This window comes from Caldisalinibacter kiritimatiensis, from assembly GCF_000387765.1.
GTDB lineage: Bacteria > Bacillota > Clostridia > Tissierellales > Caldisalinibacteraceae > Caldisalinibacter > Caldisalinibacter kiritimatiensis.
Genome location: NZ_ARZA01000089.1, coordinates 1 through 1,188, shown reverse-complemented (window position 1 = coordinate 1,188; position 1,188 = coordinate 1). Strand labels below are relative to the sequence as shown.

Sequence of the window (1,188 nt, the reverse complement as noted above, 5' to 3'; positions counted from 1 at the left end):
CAGGGGACCCTGTCCCCTACAACCCCTATTTTTTATTCTCTTACAAAATTTTCTGTACTGCTTAGGTGTAGTATTTATCCATGTTCCAGCAATTCAATGAGTTATACTTCCTATAGAATAAAAAAATACATAAGTCAGACTAGACTTATGTATCCTATTTTGCTCTAAAAGAGTTCTTTTAGGGCTTTTTCTAATCTAATTATTTTTTATATATTTCTTAAAAGTATATAGTCATTTACATTTACACCTATATCCGTGGCAATAACTGGGCATTTTGCTTTTAATAGGAAAAATATTTCTCTATCCTGCTCTGACAATGTTTCATAGTTTCCTTGCCCTTTACTTATTACTATATCTGCATTTTCATATATCTCTTTAAACTCATCACTGCATTCTTCTATGATAGTACCAGGAGCATTACATCCTGTAGTTATCAATTTAGTGTTTATATCTAATCCAGAATCTTTTGCCTCTTTTAAAGTTGCATCATTAATAATCGGTTCACTTCTTACAGCATAAACTATATTAAAATCTAATAATTCTTCTATTAAAACTTTGTCAAAAACAGTCTCTCCTGAATTATCACCAATTATTAATATAGATTTTGCTTCTTTTAATCTTTCTTTTAATTCTTTTATATGACAAATATTAAATTCTTCATCTAGTTCATTTTCAACAGCTTTTTTTATATCTATATTCTTATAAATTGCTGCATCCATTACATTTCCTACAGCAGAAATTTTCAACGCCCAATAAATTCTATCTTCTTTTTTATGTAAAAAGTTTTTTAAATAAGGATAAACTTCTTTTGCACCATCAATATTTTCTTGTTTGATATTTACATAAGGGTCGTCCGTATTTGTATATTCTTTTACTAAACTGTGCATAACTCTTCCCACTTCTGGAGCATATCTGTAATTTTCAAAATCAGTAATTACCTTTGCTGCATCTTTCATTATTCTTTTCTGTATTTCTTGATTTTCAGTAGCTAATTTTGATGCTTCTAAAACTTGTCTCAAAAAACATGGTAGACATTCTAGATAAATATTCATAATACCACCTCTTATTTTTTAGTACAACTCTAAGCATAACACTGTTATGGGCATATGTCAACTATGATTACTTCTTTTCAGAGATTTCGCATCTAATTTCCAGTAAAAACTTTACTTTCCCTTAATTTGTAATGCC

Annotated in this window: 1 protein-coding gene; it reads right to left on the bottom strand. The window is 28.8% G+C overall.

What is annotated here, in order from left to right:
- Positions 1-206 precede the first annotated feature (206 nt).
- Positions 207-1,052, bottom strand: a complete 846-nt coding sequence (locus tag L21TH_RS04375) for a damage-control phosphatase ARMT1 family protein (protein ID WP_006310464.1) — start codon at positions 1,050-1,052, stop codon at positions 207-209.
- Positions 1,053-1,188 lie beyond the last annotated feature (136 nt).

Excerpts from the sequence above, each read along its gene's own strand:
- L21TH_RS04375 (WP_006310464.1), bottom strand. The coding sequence starts at position 1,052 with ATGAATATTTATCTAGAATGTCTACCATGTTTTTTGAGACAAGTTTTA.